Annotated in this window: 12 protein-coding genes and 1 tRNA gene; 8 read left to right on the plus strand and 5 right to left on the minus strand. The window is 62.3% G+C overall.

Annotated features, from left to right (window positions below; genetic code table 11):
* Positions 1-3: 3 nt before the first annotated feature.
* Positions 4-79 (plus strand) — tRNA-Thr (locus FTO74_RS15885).
* A gap of 449 nt (positions 80-528) precedes the next feature.
* Here FTO74_RS15885 and FTO74_RS15890 read toward each other — a convergent pair.
* Positions 529-1,764 (minus strand): multidrug effflux MFS transporter, encoded by a 1,236-nt coding sequence (locus tag FTO74_RS15890; protein ID WP_162539024.1) that lies wholly within the window; start codon positions 1,762-1,764, stop codon positions 529-531.
* Between the two features lie 86 nt (positions 1,765-1,850).
* Here FTO74_RS15890 and FTO74_RS15895 point away from each other — a divergent pair, with 86 nt between their 5' ends.
* A complete protein-coding gene (locus FTO74_RS15895; RefSeq protein WP_220399036.1) occupies positions 1,851-2,384 on the plus strand; it encodes an isochorismatase family cysteine hydrolase in 534 nt (177 codons plus the stop codon).
* Here FTO74_RS15895 and FTO74_RS15900 read toward each other — a convergent pair.
* Positions 2,306-5,947 carry an alpha-amylase family glycosyl hydrolase gene (locus FTO74_RS15900; RefSeq protein ID WP_162539025.1) on the minus strand — a complete coding sequence of 1,214 codons (3,642 nt, stop codon included), beginning with the start codon at positions 5,945-5,947 and terminating at the stop codon, positions 2,306-2,308. The genes FTO74_RS15895 and FTO74_RS15900 overlap by 79 nt on opposite strands.
* 363 nt (positions 5,948-6,310) lie before the next feature.
* Complete coding sequence (locus FTO74_RS15905; protein ID WP_162539026.1) at positions 6,311-7,492, minus strand: GGDEF domain-containing protein; 1,182 nt, start codon at positions 7,490-7,492, stop codon at positions 6,311-6,313.
* Between the two features lie 351 nt (positions 7,493-7,843).
* On the opposite strand from FTO74_RS15905, the gene FTO74_RS19930 reads away from it, so the two are divergent.
* The 3 genes from FTO74_RS19930 to FTO74_RS15920 all read left to right on the plus strand — a co-directional run bounded on the left by FTO74_RS19930 (position 7,844) and on the right by FTO74_RS15920 (position 10,344).
* The gene (locus FTO74_RS19930; protein WP_162539027.1) at positions 7,844-8,665 is read left to right on the plus strand and encodes a hypothetical protein; all 822 of its coding nucleotides are present in this window, start codon (positions 7,844-7,846) and stop codon (positions 8,663-8,665) included.
* 95 nt (positions 8,666-8,760) lie between these two features.
* On the plus strand, positions 8,761-9,318 hold the full coding sequence (locus FTO74_RS15915; protein WP_255462320.1) for a lipocalin family protein: 558 nt from the start codon (positions 8,761-8,763) through the stop codon (positions 9,316-9,318).
* 102 nt (positions 9,319-9,420) lie between these two features.
* Entirely contained in the window at positions 9,421-10,344 is a 924-nt protein-coding gene (locus FTO74_RS15920; protein WP_162539028.1) for a substrate-binding domain-containing protein, read from the plus strand.
* 410 nt (positions 10,345-10,754) lie between these two features.
* On the opposite strand, the gene FTO74_RS15925 is transcribed toward FTO74_RS15920, so the two are convergent.
* The gene (locus tag FTO74_RS15925) at positions 10,755-13,220 is read right to left on the minus strand and encodes a TonB-dependent receptor (protein WP_162539029.1); all 2,466 of its coding nucleotides are present in this window, start codon (positions 13,218-13,220) and stop codon (positions 10,755-10,757) included.
* 444 nt (positions 13,221-13,664) lie between these two features.
* Here FTO74_RS15925 and FTO74_RS15930 point away from each other — a divergent pair, with 444 nt between their 5' ends.
* From FTO74_RS15930 to FTO74_RS15940, 3 genes are all read left to right on the plus strand, one after another.
* Positions 13,665-14,600, plus strand: coding sequence for a tetratricopeptide repeat protein (locus tag FTO74_RS15930; protein WP_255462321.1), 936 nt, complete (start codon positions 13,665-13,667; stop codon positions 14,598-14,600).
* A gap of 159 nt (positions 14,601-14,759) precedes the next feature.
* A complete protein-coding gene (locus FTO74_RS15935; RefSeq protein WP_162539943.1) occupies positions 14,760-15,902 on the plus strand; it encodes an acyl-CoA dehydrogenase in 1,143 nt (380 codons plus the stop codon).
* Positions 15,903-16,147: 245 nt separating this feature from the next.
* Positions 16,148-17,413, plus strand: a complete 1,266-nt coding sequence (locus FTO74_RS15940) for an MFS transporter (protein ID WP_162539031.1) — start codon at positions 16,148-16,150, stop codon at positions 17,411-17,413.
* A gap of 185 nt (positions 17,414-17,598) precedes the next feature.
* Here FTO74_RS15940 and FTO74_RS15945 read toward each other — a convergent pair whose 3' ends face one another.
* Positions 17,599-18,657, minus strand: a complete 1,059-nt coding sequence (locus tag FTO74_RS15945; RefSeq protein WP_162539032.1) for a hypothetical protein — start codon at positions 18,655-18,657, stop codon at positions 17,599-17,601.
* Positions 18,658-18,715 lie beyond the last annotated feature (58 nt).

An 18,715-nucleotide genomic window follows, 5' to 3' on the forward strand; every position in this document is an offset into this window, starting at 1 on the left:
TACGCCGATGTAGCTCAGTTGGTAGAGCAACTGATTCGTAATCAGTAGGTCAGCGGTTCAACTCCGCTCATCGGCTCCATTCCCCCTTTACAAGCCAATCACCTCCTCCATGCGGAAGACGAGTTGCGTGGGTTCTACTGCCGAGATCGTCGTGATCGCCTGCCGCGCACTGGACCCTCAACCTTGATGATGGCGCGGTATTTACACTCGCCGCAGATCCAGGGGAAGTAGCCGAAGCGGCAGTAGACACTTGTTTCCAGGAAACCCTGACGCCCAACGCGATCGAGAGTTCCGGTCTTGCACTTGGGACACATCTGGCGTTCAACACTGTCTCGTAAATCTGGCCCGTTGCTCATGCTAAGGGGACACCTGCCGGGGAATGAGATCTGCAACAACTGATAACCATACTTATTTTTACGAAAAAAGCATATTTTTCGGTCCTGATTGGCAACAAAAAACAGGCACCAGTGCCCTCGCGCCGGGCAGGCGGCACTTCATGCGGTTCTCGATGCTTCGCGTGAAGTGCTCTTAATGCAGGACCACTACGTCCGGCTCGCTCTCGACCACCTGCCGAATGGCCGTTCTACCTACCAGCAGGACTGCCAGCGCAACCAGAGCCGTGGATGCCAGCAGCGACACCACCGAGCCCGCGCCGAGCATCCCGATGCCCATCGAGATCAATGCGCCTGTACCCGTCTGCAAGCAACCCAGCAGTGCCGAGGCTCGGCCCGCGTGGCGCGAGTATGGCGCGAGGGCGAGGGCGGCTGAGTTCGGATAGGTAAGCCCGATGCAGGAGAGGAAGACGAAGAACAGCACCAGCGTCGAGCGCAGGCCGACGACGTGAGCGTGCATCCCGGCGAAGAAGAGGACGCCGACGATCACCTGCGCGATCAGCGCGATGAAGAAGATCTGCTGGCTGGTGAAGCGGCGCAGGAGAACCACGTTCATCTGGTTGCCGCCGATGAAGCCCATGACCAGCACCGCAAAGACGATGCCGAAGGCCTTGGTGCCCATGTGGAATCCGTCCATGAAGATGATGGGCGAGCCCGCGACGAAGGCGAAGAGACCGGCGAAGGAGAATGCTCCGGCCAGGGTGTAGGTGATGAACTGCGGCTCGCGCAGGATGTGCCAGAAGCCGAGCACCAGCGGGCCGGGGCGAAGCGAGATGGTGGGGTCGGGCTCGTGGCCTTCGGGCAGCAGGAAGAAGGTGACGAGAAGGATGGCTGTCGCGATGGCCGCCAGCAAGAGGAAGATCGCGCGCCAGCCCAGTGCGCCGATGAGCAGGCTGCCGATGGTCGGCGCGAGTAGCGGGGAGACACCGATCATCAGGAAGAGCAGCGAGAAGATCTTGGCGCTCTCCTTGACCGGGAAGAAGTCCCGCACCATCGCGATGGCGCCGACCTGGGCCACGCAGCCGCCGAGGGCTTCGAGGAAACGCAGAGCGATGAGGGCGTTGAGGCTATGGACCGAGGCGCAGCCGATGGAACACAGAATGTAGACCACGAGCCCCACGTAGAGGGGCCGCTTGCGTCCGAAGCGGTCGAGCAGAGGGCCGTAGATCATCTGGCCGAGGGCGAAGCCGACGAAGTAGGTGGAGAGCGTCAGCGAGATCTGCGGGGTGGAGGTGAGGAACTCGGTGGCGATGGTGGAGAACGCCGGGAGGTACATGTCGATGGCGAAGGGGGTGACGACGCAGAGCGCGCCCAGCAGCACGATGATCCAGTTGTGGTGGATGCCGGTGTGGTGCCGTGTTGGGTGCGACATGGGGTGCGTTGCTCCTGTTGCGGTTGGTTCGGGAAGGTTCGGTCAGCGCGGAGGCTGCGGGGAGGTGCTATAGCCATGATACTTGTTTGCAGAGTGGGTTTGTCGGGCGACAAGCAGCATCCACCCATCAGCTTTGCGGAGGATATCGGGAGATTACGCCCGAGCCTTACGGGATTCTGAAGGGCGTGGTCGATAACAAGGCGTTCGTACGCGGAAGCTGGGGCGCGGAGATCGTCGCGGACCTTGCGCCGCTGCCGGAGGATATTGTGATCGAAGGCAAGCGCGGGCTGGATACGTTTGCCAGCACCAACCTCGACTTTATCCTGCGCAGCCGCGGAATCCGGAACCTGGTGGTGGCGGGGTTTCTGACGAACTGCTGCGTGGAGTCGACCGTGCGTACCGGGTCTGAGAAGGGCTTCCAGGTGACGGCGATTTCGGACTGCACGGCGACGGTGTCCGAGGAGGAACAGCGGTTTACGTTTGAGAAAACATCCCCATGTTCGCGCGTATCGTTACGCACGATGAGTTTCTGGCGGAGTTGTCAGCTTAGTTCGTTGATCGGCTCCAACGCAGCGGGGGTCTCTTTGGTGATGAGGTCGATGAAGGCCTTCGCCTTGTAACCGGCGGTGTGGGCGGCTTCGGTTATCTCCTTGAGGAGTGACGCTATCTGCTCGATGCCTTCGCGGAGCGTGGAGCGGTCCTCTGCGATTTGTAACAGTAACGGTGTTATAAACCAGCAGAGCAGCTCCTCCAGTTGCTCCTGGTTGAAGTACTCCGTGCCGGAGGAGACGTTCGAGCCGATCAGCCAGCGAAGGTCGGGGTCTTGCCAGAAGGCCTCCGAGTGGAGTGCGGCTGCGACTGAGGGCTCATCTTCCATCCGCAGCAAGACCCGTACCTGGGCCGCGGCCCGCCAGGCGCGCTCACCCTCGATACCGATGGCGGAGAAGACTTCGGCGAGGGCCGGGCGTAGCTGGAGACGGTCGAAGAGGGCCAGCGGCTGCTCGGGGAAGACCTGAAAGGCGATCCATGCAAGCAACGGTCCCCAGGCCGGCTCGGAAGGGATGCTGGTGCCGGTGATAGGGAGTACCAGATGGGCTGCGAGCTGCAAGGACTCGGGGATGGCCACGGCCAGCCTGGGCAACACGAGGGACGGCAGGTTGACGGAGGCTGCGGCAAGGGCTGCGACCTGGTCGCTCTGGCGCTGCGTGGTGAACACGTCGATGCCCTCCACATGAGCCAGCTCGGCAACGCGTGCGGCGAAGTCGTGCGCTTTGAGGAGGAACTCCTGTAGACGAGGGTCGGGCTCGGCTTCGACAACCTTCTCCGCGAGCTTGTCAGCGACGGAGGCGGCCTCAAGCGGCTTGGGCTTCCGCAGGCCCAACGCGGCGATCTCGGCCGCCATCTCGGAGAAGTTGTATACATTCTCCGTGCTGATCGTCTGGCTGAGCGCGGCGATGACCGGGCCTAGCCGGAGCTTCGAGAGGGCTTCGTGCAGGCTGTAGACGCCCGCGCCGTTGAGCGCGTCGCAGAGGCGGTCCCAGGGATGCGTGGCAGAGGAGCGAAGCTCGCGCCAGCCGAGGAGAACGACGTGCTGGTAGCCGCGTAGATCGAGCGTGAAGCCGTTGTCGCGCAGGTCTCCCGCACGGCGCAGATACTCGAGGTCGGAGACCGAGTCGCGATAGGCGATGACGGAGGCTCCGTCATCCGGGAGCGCCAGCCCGTCGGCGAGGCTGCGCTGTTGCAATGCGCCCGAGGCTTTCTCGAGGAATCCCACCGACATGTGGATGGTGCCGTGAGTGGAGCCGTAGCTGTTGTTATAGAAGATGAGGGCGCGCTGGCCGCCTGAGCGGTTGGAGTAGGCGAAGACGTTCTCGTCTACCGTGCCGTGGCTGTTCCAGAAGTCGTAGAGAACGAAGTTGGTGCTCTCGGCGAAGAGGTGGCGGTTCTTGAGCAGCGGGGCGATCAGGGATTCGTGCCGCGCGACCAGGCCGTCGTTGACGGATTCGTCCAGCCGCGCCTGCTTGAAGTCCATGCCGTAACGCTCGGTGTAGCCCTCGATCTGGCCGTGGCCGAACATGGGCAGGCCGGGCAGCGTCGCCAGCAGCACCGAGACTCCGAAGTACTTGTCGCCGGAGCCGAACTGGTCGATTGCGGTGCGCTCGTCGGGGTTGCTCATGAAGTTGACGTAACGCTTCAGAATGTCGGGATCGAACTCGACGGTCTTCTTCAGGTAGGAGCGGTACTTGGCGTTCTCCTCGTCGCGCAGCATGTTCATGAAGGCGCTGTTGTAGACGCGGTGCATCCCCAGGGTGCGGACGAAGTAGCCCTCCAGCAGCCAGAAGGCCTCGGCCAAGAGCAGCGTGCCGGGCACCTCGGCGGCGACGCGGTCTACCACCTCGCGCCAGAACTCGTGCGGCATCAGCGCGTCGAAGGCCTCTTCGGAGATGGCGTTTTCAGCGCGTGAGGGGATGGAGCCGCCTGCGCCCGGTAACGGAAACCAGAGCCGCTGCACGTGGCGCTTGGCCAGCACCATCGCGGCGTCGAAGCGGATGATGGGGAAGCGGCGGGCGACGTTGAGGATGACCTGAATGACGTGCTCGCGCACCTCGGCCTTCGAGTAGTCGAGCTGCGCGGTGTCGTTCCAGGCAAAGGTAGTGCCGTCGTTGCCGTGGTAGACGAAGCGGGTAGTGCCCTCGCGGTGGTGGCGCAGGCGGAAGACCACGGCGGCGTCGGTCTGATCGTAATAATGGTCCTCGATCTTGATCTCTACGCGGCTGTCGGTGGAGAGGTCCGGCCCCTCGAAGGTGTAGACGGGGAACGGGCTCTCCCAGCGCGAGAGGAACCACTCGGGGTGCTCGATGACCCAGTCGGAGTCGACGCCCATGTGGTTGGGGACCATGTCGCTGGCCAGCCGCAGACCGGCCCGGGCAGCACGGTCGCGCAGGTCGGCGTAGGCTGCTTCGCCGCCGAGGTCTTCGGCGATGGCATAGTCCTTGAGCGAGTAGGCCGAGGCCACGGCATCGGGGTTGCCGCGCAGGCGCTTGATGGTGCGCGAGGCGCGGCTGCGCTCCCACAGGCCGATAAGCCACAGGCCGGTGATGCCGCGGCTGTGCAGCAGGTGCAGCTCGGCATCGGGGATCTGGTCGAGCCGGTGGATGTGGCGGCCATACTTTTTGGAGAGCTGCTCCAGCCATACGTAGGTACTTTTGGCGATCAGGACGACGGTGGGCATCCACGCCTGGTCGGCGCTGAAGGCCTCGTACTCGTGCAGGGGAGCCTGGTATCCGGCGGCGTAGCGGCGGTGGTTGCCCGCAGCCAGCTCGTTGAAGCCGACGAACTCGTCGCCGACGAAGCCCTCTCCTCCAAAGCCGGGTGCGCCGTGGCGATGCCGGTCCGGACCGGCGGGATGGAAGCGCATCCAGATAGCGACCTCCTCTTCGCGCAGGATGTCGATGGCCAGCAGCACGCGGTTCAGGTCTTCGCCGAGGTAGTCGGCCCAGTTCTCGCGGATGAAGTCGAGCTGGCCGGTGAGCGAGTGGGGCGAGGCGAGCATGGGAGCGCGCAGCACATCCAGCAGGCTGCCCAGCCCCGGCGAGACCGGAGGCCGGGTGACGAAGTAGCCCGGCAGAGCGGAGGTGACACCCACGTAAGCCGTCTGCTTCTTCAGCTCCCGGTCTTCGAACAAGAGGCGGAAGGGAGCGAAGGAAGGATTGCTGTTGGCCAGCCAGAGCAGCAGCAGCTCTTCAAAGGCGGCTTCACGGTTCGAGATGTCCTCCGTGCTGCCCTGAAGCCACTGGCGCGCGGTGAGCTGATTGCGGTAGATGGCGACGTTGGGAAACTGCTCGGAGAAGGTGAGCAGAAGCCGGTCGATCTCGGGCTGCGTGACCTGATCGCCGAACCAGCGGATGGCCTCGGCGAGCACGGCCGGGTCTTTCTCGCGGCGATAGCGGGCGACGAGGGCGTGGCTCAGCTCGTCGATGAGCCCCATGGCGAAGAGGGCTCCGGCGTTGATGGGCTCCTCGGAGCTGGGGTCTGTTGCCGAATTCTTATACAGCTCGGCGAGATCCTGCGCCAGCTTGCGGCTCGCGGCGACGTTGGCGAAGATGACGTTGCCGGTGAAGCTGAATAACAGGCCGTCCAGATTCAGCCGCCTGCGGATCTCTCTTGCGATGTGAAATTCCATCCAAATACCCCTTCTAAACCGTTCGCTCGATGCGAAGTGCTGGAGAACCGCAGTGCAAAAGAAATGATGCGAGAGAGGCTCGAGCGCTCTCTCGGCGATGCCGCAGCTTGATCTGTACTCAAAGAACCAGAATGACTGCCGCGCGAACCATCTACCAAAAGATCACCCGAGCTTTCTGCCTGTACAGTACATGACTCGACGAGGAAAAGAAGGTGATCCAGAGCACAACTCACCCCGTCGCGCGGCAGGCATACTCATTCCAAACCCTGTATGCAGGGATGCCGGGAACCGGGCTACAGTTTCCTCGAACCGCAAGTACCGTGCCGCCCACCGCTTCCCTCCCCCCATAGTGGCAGACGCATGTTAAATGGCTGTACAGACGCAGTTCCGGCCCTGCGACTTGGCCTCGTACATGGCCTGGTCCGCGCGGCCGAGGATCTCGGCGATGGAGTCCTCGCCGTCCCTGCTGGTGGCTACCCCGACGCTCACCGTCACTCCCACGGCCAGCTTTCTCTCGGCTTGTTTCCCACCGGCCTGGAGGTCAAGCTCCATCCATCCGATCTTCTCGACGTTCGACCGCATCCGGTGGGCGACGACCTGGGCTGAATCGGCCGATGCGCCGGGCAGTAGCACCACGAACTCCTCGCCGCCCCAGCGCCCGATGACGTCGATGCCGCGCACCGCGTCCTGCATCTTCTCGATGACGGTGCAGATCATCGTGTCTCCGGCCGAGTGGCCGAAGGTGTCGTTGATCTGCTTGAAGTGGTCGATGTCCACCATCAGGATGGAGAAGGAAGAGCCGGAGCGCCGGGAGCGTCCCTGCTCCTGCTCGCACCACTTCAGGAAGTAGCGGCGGTTGAAGACGCGGGTGAGCGAATCGGTACTGGCCTGCTGCTCCAGCCGGAGGGTGAGCACGGCGGTGGTCATCCAGAAGAAGCCGAACGCAATGCCCAGCCCCACGATGATGTAGACCGAGTAGATGACGCCGATCGAGTCCTGAGCGAACCTGCGGCCGCCCGCGCCGCCGAACGCGAGCAGGCCGCTGCGGACCAGGTTGAAGACCGTGAAGCAGACGAGAATACCGGCGCTGAACCAGGCCGCAGCCCGGATGCCCTGACGCGCGAAACGGATCAGTTGGAGAGCTGTCTGGGCAACCTGCAGGGCGATGAGGACGCACGCCGCCTCGGTGCGCAGTATCGAAGCACCATAGCCCGCCATCAGGCAGAGATCGAAGGCCCCCTGCAGGACGAGCAGGAAGATGCCGAACTTGGGCAGAAGCGACCCGCGCTCGGACAGCTCCAGCACGGCGACGTGAACCAGCACAAAGGCCGAGAGGATCAGGAGATCGGCCAGCAGGCAGCCGATGATATCCGGCGTGCTGCGCTCGGTGGCCAGCAGCACCGCGCCGATGCCCCCGGCGGCGAACGCTCCCCCCAGCCAGCCCAGGCCGGAGAGGCGCGGGTTGGTCAGACGCACGATCAACAGTCCCGCGCTTCCACAGGAGAGGAGCATTGCGCCCAGAAGCAGGATCAGTCGTATCGCCATAGCCATCCACAAGAGATTGAGGGCACAAAGGTAACCTGCTGCCGCTTCCCCGAGGTACAGAGGAGCTATCGGCCAAATGGACCCGCAGCAGCAAATACCGTGAAAATTCGATCGCCCTATTCTAACGGAGCGCGGCGCTCGATTCAGTGGTGTAAACGACATTGCTTCCGCCACCGGCCTGAAACCAAAGCCGCTTGCTGCCTACCCACAGGAGGCCCCATGCAGATCATCCCTCCCATGCAGCCCCGAGAACGGTACGAAATGGCACCGCGACATTTGGAGGATTTTCGCGTCTATAACCTAGAGAGGTTTACGATGCCAAGGTCTTTTGCAACTCTTCTACTTGCCCTGGTGCCGCTGTCCGCCGCGACAGTTTACGCACAGTCGGCAGCCGCAGGCTCCACGGATTTCACCCAGTCGCAGCCTGCCCCCATCGTGCGGGCGTACGAGAACGGCGAGGGCGCTCCCTACCCGGCAGCCCGGGTTATGCCCCAGATCACCACCACCCAGCCGATCCCCGGCGTGTGGCTCCGCGCCGAGCCGAACAGCTCCGCGCATACCGTTTCGGCCGATGCCAACGGCACTGAGCTGCGCATCGAGCACGGAGTCGTGAACATCCAGGTCCATCAGCCGGCGCAGAACTCGGAGCTGCTCGTCTACCTGCCCGGTGGCGAGGTCACCCTGCTCAAGGATGGTCTTTACACCTTCAACGCCGATACCAATACCGTCCGCGTGCTGAAGGGCGAGGCGGAGGGATATCCCGGTGTAGCTGCTCCCAGCGGCCAGTCAGACGTCAAGGGAATCAAGGTGAAGGAGGATCACGAACTCTCCTTCATGGCCTCGGCCAAGGGCATTCGCTCGATTGAGGTCGATCCTTACCGGCTCTCCAGCGACCTGCTTCCGGGCGGTATCGCAGACCGTGGCGGCGAATCCGGCTATGGGTACGGCTATGGCTATGGCCCCGTCTACGACGGCTTCTACGGCTCACCCTATGCCTACGGCTGGGATTATCCGTGGGGCTGGGGATACCCGTATGGCTACGGCCTGGGCTTCGGATACGGCTTCTACGGCGGCGGCTTCTACAGGGGCGGCTTCCGGGGTGGTTATGGCGGACACGGCGGTTACGGTGGACACGGCGGCGGTGGCGGTCATGGTGGCGGCGGTCATCGCTAAGGAACGGATGTAGCTTGATGCAGGGAGCGGTGATGCCGCTCCCTGTTTCGTTTAATGCCCTTTCTGCGAGAATCGAGAGCAGCACAGGAGGCAGGATGGGGATGCGAAGCCGGATGACGATGATCTGCCTGTTGCTGGCCGGGGCGCAGGCGTTGCGGGGTCAATCCGTCCGCGCGGTGCCGAAGGTTGACCTGCCTAGCTTTACAGGGACCTGGTACGAGGTGGCGCGGTATGCCGATAAGCGCGAGAAGGAGTGCGTCGGTGACGTCTTCATGCTGATCGCGCTGGCGGATAAGCCGAACCGGTTCCAACTGGTGAACTCCTGCAAGACCAAGACCGGGTATACGGATACCAACAACGGGAACGGCAGGACTCAGGACAAGAGCGGCGACGGCAAATTGAAGGTGACCTACATCTGGCCGTTTTCGAAGAAGTTCTGGGTGCTGGCGGTGGGACCGGGGTATGAGTGGTCGCTGGTGGGTAACCCGAACCATAAGGACTTGCGGGTGCTGGCGCGGACCACGACGATGAAGCCGGAGGTGCTGGCAGAGATTAAGGCGAAGGCTGCGGCTCAGGGGTTTCCTGTGGGCAAGCTGGTGATGACGCCGCAGACTCCGCGGCAGGTGGCTCGGAGGGAGAGCCGACAGCCTTAAAGACACGCGTAGCGTCGAGAACCGCACGAAGTGCCGCCCGCCCGGCGTTAGGGCGCTTTTGTTGTTGCTTTTATAACGATTCATTCCGCATAGAATCGTTACATGGACATCAAGGAATCTCTCACGCGGCGGAAGCTGCTGATGCAGGCTGGTTTGTTAGCTGCGGGTGGCATCGTGACTCAAACGGGACTGGGCCAGGAGCTGGCTGGGCTGGATGTTGCTTCGGCCGGGTCGATGAGGGCGATGCTGGAGGGACCGCTCAAAGCTGCTGCTGCGAGGACGCTGCATCTGGACCTACGTGCCCACTCCGAAGGAGCCGATGCCGTCGCGCAGGCGATCGTTAACGGAAATCTTCATGCGGATGTGTTTATCCCCGTCACGGCTGGCCCCATGTTGACCGTAATGCACGCCGGAAAGGCGGAGTCTGCGCAGCCAATTGCGCGCACGGAGCTGGTGCTCGTCTACAGCCCCAAGAGCCGCTTTGCTCCGCAGCTCGAAGCCGCCGCCAGCGGTAAGGCAAACTGGTGGGAGGTGTTGCAGGAGCCAGGGCTTCGCATTGGGCGCGGGAATCCTGCCGCCGATCCGGGGGCGCGGGCGATCCTCTTTGCCATGATGCTCGCGGCTGGGAAGTATGGCCAGCCGAACCTGGTGGAGAAGGTGCTCGGCCCTGCGCTGAACCCGGCGCAGATTGTGCCGGGGGTTCAGGCAGCATTGCAGAGTGGGAAGTTGGATGTGAGTTCTTCGTACAAGATTGGGGTTGGGAGTCTGCCGTATATTGCTCTGCCCAAGGAGATCAACCTGAGCAGCCAGAGGGTGCGGGAGGAGCATCCGGAGGTTCGGTTGACGATCGGGGAGAAGACGTTTTATCCCGAGCCGCTGGTGTTTTATGCGGGGTTGGTGCGGGGGGCGGCGAATCCAGTTGGGGCGGCGGCGTTTTTGAAGTGGCTGCGGGGAGCAGAGGCGCAGGAGTTGTTTCGGCAGCATCAGTTTGAGGCGGTGGGGGATGTTGCGGAGATTCGTGCCTGAGGGGAAGAAAGCATACCTCGGGGCTAAAGCCGCGTCTGTGGCGGGTTTTAATGTCCGGGCTAAAGCCCGGACCTACCCCAGAAGCAACGGCAAGGGCAGAAGCAACAGCAAGAGCAACGGCAAAAACAGAAGCAAGAGCAAAAGCAACGACAACGACAGAAGCAGATTCCTCCGCTTCGCTCCTGAATGACAACCAAGAAAACAGGCAACAACAAAGAAACAAGCAATAACCGGGTGGGCCGTTCATTGGCGGCTTCATCGGCGATGAATGGCGGCTAGATCAAGTGCAACAACGCCCTCGCGCCGGGCGGGCGGCACTTCGTGCGGTTTTGGACGCTTCGCGTGTTTCTTTGCAAAAGAAAACCCCATCTCTCAGGTTCGAGAGATGGGGTTTGTGCGACTCGTTGCTCTTAGAAAGAGAACTGCAATGAGCTGGAGATCGTCCGCGGGGGCGCCAGGTGAGCCGTGTTGCTGCTAGCGTTCGTCCCCGTAATATCGCCCGCCGCAATCGTGGAGTAGTAGCGCACGTTGCCCAGGTTGTTCGCCGTAAACCGCAGCGTGGCCAGTTTGGTGAAGATCGTGCGCGAGTAGCGGGCACCGAGGTCGAAGGTGTTGAATCCGCCCGTCGAGTGCAGGTTCTCGTCGTCCTGCGGACGCCGCCCCGTGAACTGCCAGTTGCCCGTCACGCTCAGGTTGGTGACACCCGGCACGCGATACTCGCCGTACAGGTTGGAGTGGTAGCCGGGGATGCCGACGAACCGCTTGCCGTCGGTGGCCGCGACGCCGGTATCGTTCAGCCTCGCGTTCAGAGTGGTGAAGCCGCCGTCGAGCAGCAGCCGGTGGAAGAGCGTGCCCTGAGCCGAAAGCTCGGCGCCGTAGTTCACCTGCTTGCCGACGATCTCGAAGATCGTCTGGCCAGCGGTGCCGAAGGCTACGGTATTGGCGAAGGGCCGCTCCAGTCGGAAGAGCGCCGCCGTCAGGTTGATCGGGCGGGCGCTGGTCTTGAAGCCCAGCTCCCACTCCTTGCTGCGATAGGGCGCGAGCGCCTGATTGGCGTTCACCGTGCCGCCCGGAGCAATGTCTCCCTGTTGCAGGCTGCTGGCGTAGGTGGCGTAGGCGGTCGTCGAGGCCGTCGGCTTGTACATGACGCTGACCGACGGGCTGATGCCGTTCTTGTTCGAGCCGCTGGTGCGCACGTTGCTGGAGTTGTTGTTATCGACGCCGATCCAGTCCTGGCTGGCGGCCAGACGGACGGAGAAGCGATAGGGGAAGGTAATGAGGTCGCCCAGGTTGAAGCCCTGCTGGTGTACGACGGCGGACTGGTAGAGATTGCGGTTCTGCGGCAGGCCCGCGGCGGGCGGCGCGAAGATGACCGGGGCGTTGATGTTGGCCGTGCCCAGCAGGACGTTGGCCGCGGCGGGGGCAATGTAGGCGTACTGGTTGAAGCGGTAGCCCTCGCTGGCCAGGACGACGTCCTGCTTGATGCCCCAGCGCGCGATGGTTCCGGTGATGTAGCCCAGGTCGCTCTCGACGCCGAAGCGCGGCGCGAAGCCGGTGGCCAGAGAGGTGCTGTAGTTGCCGTTGTTGTCGGTCAGGTTGTTGACCGGCGTGTCGATGAAGCGGTCGAGCCGCTGCGCCAACGCTCCGGCCATCGCGTGCCAGTTGGGCGAGAAGTCGTGGAGCAGGCGAACGCTGGTGCTCTGCGTGGTCAGGTTGATTCCGGCATACGCTTGCCCGTAGCCCACGCGGGTGGGGTCGGGCGCGCCGGGCAGGATCAGCGTGGGCGCGGGGTTCTGGGTGGTGCCCTTTACGGCCTTGTTGGGACCGTAGGTGAACCAGCCGGGGTAGCCGCGCTGGACGATGTCGTAGGCGCTGTAGTGGGCGTCGAGCGTGGTGCGGTTGGTGGGGCGAAGGTCGAAGGCGAACTCGGCGAGGCGGCGGCGCAGGCGGCTCTGCTCCACGTAAGCCGTGCCGTCTCCGAAGAGGAGGTTGGTGCGGTAGCCGAAGATCTTGTGCGGGCCGAGGCGGCCTCCGGCGTCGCCGTAGGCGGTGCCGATGGAGCTGCTGTCCTGCTCGAGGTAGAGGTTGGCGGTGCGATCTTCCGTCGGGCGCTTGAGCACGAAGTCGAACATGCCGGAGGGGTTGGCAGGGCCGTACATGGCCGCGCCGAGGCCGTTTTCTACCTGCAATTCTTGGTACTGCTCCATCGCGTTGCCGCCCGTGATGGCGATGGCCATGCCGTCCATGCGGGTGTTCTGCGCGATACTGCCCTGCACGCCGCGTGTGGACGGGCGCAGGATCTCCGAGCCTTGCTGCTCGGTGAAGCCGACCAGCGGCATGAACTTGAAGGCGTCGCGCAGGCTCTTGACCTGAGTGTTGACGATCTGGTCGGAGGGCAGGACCGTGATGGTGTACGGCTGGTTGACGATGGGTGCGGAGCCCATGACGCCCTGATCGACGTTATCGACGTAGTAGCCGTTGGCCGGGGTACCTGCACTGCCGCCGTTGACCGTGATGGACGTACTGGCTCCGGCAAGGGTAAAGGTGAGGTCGCGGGTCAGGCTTTGGCCAGCCGCAAGGACGATCGAAGGAAGGACGATGGGCGCGAACCCGGCCTTATGCGCCTCGAGGCTGTAGGTGCCGGGGGCCACGGAGGAGAACGTGTACTGCCCGGACTGGTTGGTGGCCGCGTCGAGCGTGGCCGACGACTGCGTGCTGTGCAGCGTCACCGTGGCATTGGCGACGACGGACTGGTCGGGATCTTTGACGGTGCCGCTGAGCTGGGCTGTTTGGGCAAAAGCCGGAGATGCTGCCAGCAGCCATGAGAATAACGCTAAAAAAGGAAGAGACAGACGAACGAAAGCGTAGCGAGACATCGCGCTCCTTGAGAGTAGGCAGTCTCATTTCTGGCTCTATATCGCTCTGGCTCAGTCTGAGACGCACAAAAAGTAACGGTGGGAGAACGTATGGTGCAGCTGCGCGTATCGGCGCATGAACGCTGCTCGGAATGACGAGAACGGAATCCCTTCAGTATGTGAATTTATACGAATGTAACCGTACATTCAAGCCGAGGGCCAAGCATGCGAAGGACTTGTAACCATCTGGGTCACGAGTTATTCCGGCACAGAGCCGACCCGCTTGCGGAGACGGCGTCTCTCTGGAAAATCTCTGGAAAACTTGATGGAAAGCGTTTAGAACCACATTTGGTACACGATATCCACCCCTTTTCACTCCTATTTGATGGAAGGGTCTTGATTGGTAACCTGCCACCCCGCATACTCCAGACAGAACCTGCGCAGGCAGGCAGACGAGAGTCCCAATTGACCCGATATACTCGCCAGGACGTTCTTCGCATCTTGCAGCTTCCGGCTCGCCACCTGGCGGCATGGGAGCGCGAGGGGCTCATTCGTCCCGAGGGCGCCTCCGACTCGGAGGCGCGGTATACCTTTGAACACCTCTCCCAGATCCGTGCGCTGCGCGAGATGTACTCGGCGCGCATCTCGGCACGGAGCATCCGCGCCTCGATCGACGCCATGCAGCGCGTCAGCGGGATGAGGAATCCGCTGACTGAATCGACCGCGGTACGGCGGGGATCGCGGATCAACTTCCGCATCGGCGGCGCGCTGGTGGACCCGGTGACGCGGCAGTTGGCCTTTGACTTCGACCTCGCGGGCAGCGGGCGGCAGATGACCGTGGTGCGGCGGGGTGGCGTGGCAGCCGCACAGGACGCGACCCGGAGCAATGCGCAGGTACAGGAGATGTTCCTGCGGGCGGTCCAACTGGAAGAAAACCCCACGACGATTCCCGATGCGGCGCTGCTCTATGAGGCGATTCTGGAGCTGCGCCCGGAGCACGCCCCGGCGTGCATCAACCTGGGCACCATCCGGTATAACCAGCGGAACTTCAGCGGCGCGGAGACGATGTATCGGCGGGCCACCGAGTCCGATCCCAGCTATGCTCTGGCGTTCTTCGACCTGGGCAATGTGCTGGATGAGATGCAGGATCTTGCCGGGGCCATCATTGCTTATCGGCGGGCGATTGAGATTGTGCCTGGGTATGCTGATGCGCACTATAACCTGGCGCTGGCATATGAGCGGGTGGGCGAGCGGCGGCGGGCGCTGCGGCACTGGATGGCGTATGTAAGGCTGGACCCGATGGGGCCGTGGAGTCTTCATGCGCGGACCCAGGCGAGGAAGATTTTGTCGCTCGACCAGCTTTCGATTGTGAGCCGCGGCGGGCGGACAGTCGGCGCGTAGGTACTTGATCTTTGCTTTTACGCGGAGCGTCCAAGACTGCACGAAGTGCCGCCCGCCCGGCGTTAGGGCGTCTTTAAAGCCTCTAAGCCAGTTCCCTTTCCGCGATGCTAGACTTCCGATGTTTTCCGGAGGTCTTTTTCCGTGTCCTTGAAGCCTCAGATGCCCCGCGCCCTTACCCAGCTTAGTGAAGATGAACTCCTCTTTCAGCAGTCGGTCGAGCAGTTTGCCCGAGAGCGTATTGCTCCTCTGTCGCGGCAGATGGACGAGACGCAGCAGCTCGACGCCGGATTGCTGAAGCAGCTTTTCGAGCTGGGGCTGATGGGCATCGAGATTCCCGAGCAGTACGGCGGCGCGGGCGGGACGTTCTTCGAGGCGATCCTGGCCGTGGAGGCCATCTCGGCGGCTGACCCCGCCGTGGGTGTGCTGGTCGATGTGCAGAACACCCTCTGCATCAATGCGCTGGCACGCTGGGCGAACGACGGCCAGAAGCAGCGATACCTGCCCCGGCTGGCGAAGGATACGGTTGGCGCGTACTGCCTCTCCGAAGCGGCCAGCGGCTCCGACGCGTTTGCGTTGCAGACACGGGCAACCCAACGCGGCGACGACTACGTGCTGAACGGGCAGAAGCTCTGGATCACCAACGCGAAGGAGGCCGGGATCTTCCTGGTCTTTGCGACGCTCGATCCGGCGCTGGGGTACAAGGGGATTACGGCGTTTGTGGTCGAGGCGGGCACGCCGGGGTTCGCGCTGGGCAAGAAGGAAGACAAGCTCGGAATACGTGCGTCGAGCACCTGTGAGCTGGTCTTCAATGAGTGCGTGGTGCCTGCGGCGAATCTGCTGGGCGAGCCGGGCAAAGGCTACAAGATCGCCATCGAGACGCTGAACGAGGGGCGGATCGGCATCGGCGCGCAGATGCTGGGGCTGGCGCAGGGAGCCTTCAACCATGCGGCGGCGTGGGCCAAGGTGAGGAAGCAGTTCGGCAAACCGCTGGCCGAGTTTCAGGCGATGCAGTTTCAGTTGGCCGAGATGGCGACCGGGATCGAGACTGCTCGTCTGCTGGTCTATAACGCCGCGCGGCTGAAGGACAACGGAGCGGAGTTCCTGAAGGAGGCGGCGATGTGCAAGTACATCGCCAGCCAGGTGGCGGAGAAGGTGGCGTCGCTGGCGGTAGAGGTCTTCGGCGGGGCGGGGTTTGTGAAGGATTATCCGGTAGAGAAGCTGTATCGCGATGCCAAGATCGGCAAGATCTATGAGGGCACGTCGTTTATGCAGTTGGCCACGATTGCGAAGCTGGTGCTCTGAAATTCTGTTTCCGGGCAACGGGAGGACCGATGCCTTTTGAGGCATCGAGACAAGGTATACGCGTCATGAAGTAACCGCCCTCCGCGCAGGAGGCCCGTCCGGCAGGACGTCTTTCTGGATTTACAGAAAGAGTTCCTCAGCGGTTAAAGCCGTTTTATTGGCGTGTATGGATGGCACGGCTGAAGCCGTTCCCTTAAGGCAGAGGGGTAGCTGAGAGCGGTACACTGTGGTCAGGCCAATTGACCATGAGACTAAAGACCACCTCGGCCGAAGACGCGAAACAAAGCCCCTCTCACGCGCCTCTATCGTTCCTGGGACTCGCCTGTGCCGTCGGCGTTTCTTCCATTTATTACAACCAGCCGCTGCTGCTGGACATGGCCAACACCTACCATGCGACCGCCGGGCACACCGGCTTTGTCGCCGTGGCGACGCAGGTGGGGTACGCGTGCGGGCTGCTACTGTTCGTACCACTCGGCGACGTGCTCGAACGCCGCTCGCTGATGATGCGGATGTACGGCGGCGTGGCGGTGGCGCTGCTGCTGGTGGCGCTCGCGCCCAACCTGACGTCTCTGATACTGGCCAGCGTGCTGGTGGGTGTGCTGGCGTCGGTGACGCACATCGTGCTGCCTATCGCGCCGGACCTGGTGACCGATGCGCAGCGGGGACGCGCCATCGGCATTGTGATGACAGGGCTTCTGCTGGGCGTGCTGCTGGCGCGCACCTTCTCCGGTTGGATCTCGAAGATCCACGGCTGGCGCTGGGTTTATGTGGCCGCCGCCGTCATCAATGCCAGCTTTGTGCCGTTGTTGTGGCGCAAGATGCCTCGGCTGGAGCCGCGGCAGAGCCTCCGCTATGGACAGGCGATGCGCTCGCTGTGGACGCTGGTGCGCACGCAGCCTCTGCTGCGAGAGTCGTGCGTGATTGGGGCGCTGGCGTTTGCGTCCTTTAGCTGCTTCTGGACGACGCTGGCCTTCCTGCTCGACAGCCACTATGGACTGGGCGCGGGTGTGGCTGGGACCTTCGGCATCGTGGGCGCGGCGGGCGCGATGGTGGCTCCGTTTGCGGGACGGGCCTCGGATAAGCATGGGCCGCGCTGGGTGGTGGCGGTGGGACTGGCGATTCTGGCTGCGTCGTACCTGCTGCTGTGGGGAGAAGAGGTCGCGAAGATGCCTACCTATCTCCATATTGCCGGGCTGTTCCTCGGCGTTGTCATCCTCGACCTCGGCGCGCAGATGACGCAGGTGGCCAACCAGACCCGGATCTTTGGGCTGGTGCCGTCGGCGCGGAGCCGCCTGAATACGGTCTATATGGTGACTTATTTTTCCGGCGCGGCGATCGGCTCGGCGCTGGCCACGATTGCGTGGGTGAGGTGGCACTGGAATGGGGTTTGCGTGCTGGCTATCGCGTTAGTGGCGCTGGCGGCGCTACGGCACATCACCGGATTGCCCGATGTAAAGCGGCAGGACGGTCAGCCGATGGACACGGATGCAGAGATGATCGAACTGGCGTAGCACTTCGTGCCGTTATCCGTAAGTGGTCTTTTTGTGGTCCTCCCGCTGGTTGGAAGCAAGAGATGCTCTCTCCGACAGGGCAGACGCCGATGCTCCTGTCATCCCAACGCTCACATCCTCCTGGAGCCATGGCCCTTCGGTGCAAGAACTCTCTTTTACCTAAGTTCGACAATCTCGGATAAATACTATTTTTGAATTTTGCCGGGAATAGAGTTGTTGCGATTGCGAAGAGTGTCGATGGTGACGGGTGGAGGCGCTGTGGCTGGATTACGTTCGTCCATATCCGGCATATACGCTTCGATACCAGAGGCGGGAGTGATGCGGGCATAGCCCCTTGTAAGTTGGGCCTGGTAGTTGGAGAGGTCAAGGCCGAACCAGGGATGATTGCCAACGTCGATCATCGTGAGATCGGCCTGATGCATCGTAAATTTGCCAAAATTAATGGTTCCTCCTGAAAGCCGGAGGAAGTTATGCCATTGGGCGAGTTTCACCTCATCATTGTGGGCATTGCCATACACCACTTCGACGTCGGGAGGGTCGATGTGGATAGAGGTGATCTGACCTCGAATATGCGGAGGAGGAAGAAGGATACTGGTATCGAAGATGATGTCATTGTCCGAGATCTGGATACCAGGGATACGGGTGGCACCCACGATGTCGGATACCTGGATGCGAAGAGCGCCCAGCAAGCCTTTCATCGGGATCTTCAGAAGGCTGATCTTCTCGATATGAAAACGAACATCCCCGTCGGGGAGAGGAGATAGACCACCTACGATTTCGACCGGGAGAGGAACGATTTTCTTGAGGAGGCCGTGCACCCTAAGCCGTTCCCCGTCAGGCTGAACGGTGATCTGTTTTAGCGGTGCATCTGGCAGTGAGACAGCATTCAGGTATGCCGCAAGGTCTCCGATATTGGCATGGATCACTCCCTGCCGGATATTGAAGATGAAAGATTCGGGCGCATCCAGCGAAGGAACGATGCGTGGGTTGATGCGAAGCATCTCGCCACGAATCCAGAGAATATAAACGCGGAAATGGGGTCCCTTACGGAGACGGATGTTGTGCGCCCAGAGAGTGGTGGGAGCGGAGTCATCGTCGTTGACTGGTGTCGTAGTAGGGATTGCGGGGGATGCTGGTTTCAGGACGGCCGACGCTGGTCGCCAGTTGTGCCATAAGAAAGCGCAGACCACGAGCGCGGCAATCATGGCAACGGAGACAATCAGGATGGAACGCGGCGGAGTCACAGGAGTAGTGTAGCGGTAAGCCTTGATCTGCCTAACTGACACCACAGCGGTTGGTTTT

It is taken from the genome of Granulicella sp. WH15 (assembly GCF_009914315.1).
Taxonomy (GTDB): Bacteria; Acidobacteriota; Terriglobia; order Terriglobales; family Acidobacteriaceae; genus Edaphobacter.

Bases quoted from the DNA above. Each gene is read 5' to 3' on its own strand.
- FTO74_RS15890 (WP_162539024.1), bottom strand. From the start codon at position 1,764: ATGTCGCACCCAACACGGCACCACACCGGCATCCACCACAACTGGATC.
- FTO74_RS15900 (WP_162539025.1), bottom strand. From the start codon at position 5,947: ATGGAATTTCACATCGCAAGAGAGATCCGCAGGCGGCTGAATCTGGAC.
- FTO74_RS15905 (WP_162539026.1), bottom strand. From the start codon at position 7,492: ATGGCGATACGACTGATCCTGCTTCTGGGCGCAATGCTCCTCTCCTGT.
- FTO74_RS15915 (WP_255462320.1), top strand. From the start codon at position 8,761: ATGGGGATGCGAAGCCGGATGACGATGATCTGCCTGTTGCTGGCCGGG.
- FTO74_RS15920 (WP_162539028.1), top strand. From the start codon at position 9,421: ATGGACATCAAGGAATCTCTCACGCGGCGGAAGCTGCTGATGCAGGCT.
- FTO74_RS15925 (WP_162539029.1), bottom strand. From the start codon at position 13,220: ATGTCTCGCTACGCTTTCGTTCGTCTGTCTCTTCCTTTTTTAGCGTTA.
- FTO74_RS15935 (WP_162539943.1), top strand. From the start codon at position 14,760: ATGCCCCGCGCCCTTACCCAGCTTAGTGAAGATGAACTCCTCTTTCAG.
- FTO74_RS15940 (WP_162539031.1), top strand. From the start codon at position 16,148: ATGAGACTAAAGACCACCTCGGCCGAAGACGCGAAACAAAGCCCCTCT.